This window comes from Caballeronia terrestris, from assembly GCF_001544515.1.
Classification (GTDB): Bacteria; Pseudomonadota; Gammaproteobacteria; order Burkholderiales; family Burkholderiaceae; genus Caballeronia; species Caballeronia terrestris.
The window spans coordinates 1-1,170 of sequence record NZ_FCOL02000460.1 but is presented as its reverse complement, the minus strand read 5'-3'; the positions used below and the strand labels follow the sequence as shown (position 1 = coordinate 1,170).

1 protein-coding gene is annotated in these 1,170 nt (G+C 56.3%); it reads right to left on the bottom strand.

Annotated elements, in window-relative coordinates:
• Positions 1-11: 11 nt before the first annotated feature.
• Positions 12-1,097, bottom strand: coding sequence for an IS630 family transposase (locus AWB67_RS38260; RefSeq protein WP_087660895.1), 1,086 nt, complete (start codon positions 1,095-1,097; stop codon positions 12-14).
• Positions 1,098-1,170: the final 73 nt, after the last annotated feature.

Here is a 1,170-nt window from a genome sequence, read left to right as displayed (position 1 = left end):
AGTGGTATGCGTCAAACGGATTGCATCTTATTCAGCTTGGCCCTGGCACGCGTCACTTTCGCGAGGATGTCAGAGGCCTTTGCTGTCCAGATGAACGGTTTCGGATGACGGTTATGTTTCTGCACGTACTGCTCAATCGTGCCGATCAATTCGGGGACCGAGCGGAACGCCGAACGTCGCAACTGGTTCACTGACAAGTCACGAAAGAAGCGTTCAACCATGTTGAGCCATGAGGCACTGGTGGGCGTGAAATGCATGTGAAATCGCGGGTGTTTGGCAAGCCATGCTTGTACCTCCGGGTGCTTATGGGTTGCATAGTTATCAGCGATCAAATGCAGTTCCTTGTTCTTAGCCGTGTCACGATCGATCTTGCGCAAGAAGCTTAGCCACTCCTGGTGACGATGTTTGGTCTTGCACTCGCTAATGACACTCCCATCGAGCGTGTTCATCGCGGCAAAAAGCGTCGTCACACCATTGCGTTTGTAATCATGCGTCATCGTTTGCCCGCGACCTCGCTTAAGCGGCAATCCCGGCTGGGTCCGGTCAAGCGCCTGGATCTGGCACTTCTCATCGCAGCACAGGACCAAGGCGTGCTCCGGGGGATCGAGATACAGACCGACGATGTCCTCGAGTTTCTCGGCGAAGTGCTTGTCGTTCGATACCTTGAAGCTCTCTAACCGATGCGGCTTGAGGCCGTGCGCTTGCCAAATGCGACGCACGCTCGCCGCACTTACACCGGCCACCGCTGCCATGCTGCGTGTGCTCCAATGTGTGGCGTTGTCCGGACGCTGCTGTGTCGTCAGCGCCACCACGGACTTAACCTTGCGCGCTGAGATCTTCGGCTTGCGCCCGGGTCGAGTCTCATCCCGCTCGATCCCCGTCACCCCGTCAGCGATAAAACGGCCGCGCCAGCGCGCTACCGTGCCGCGCCAGATGGCCAGTTCCGCACCGATCTCTTTGTCTGTTTTGCCCTGTGCTGCGAGCAAAATCATCTTGGCGCGCTCGGCCAGTCGAACCGGAATCGTTCGGCCAGTAGCCCACGTCTCTAACTGTTTGCGCTGTGCTTCGCTTAACTCAACTTTCGCCGCGATTCTCATGAGTTCTCCCTCCATGCAAATGGAGACTCACAAATCGTCATTAAGTTGCATTATTTGTGACGCACTGCACTAG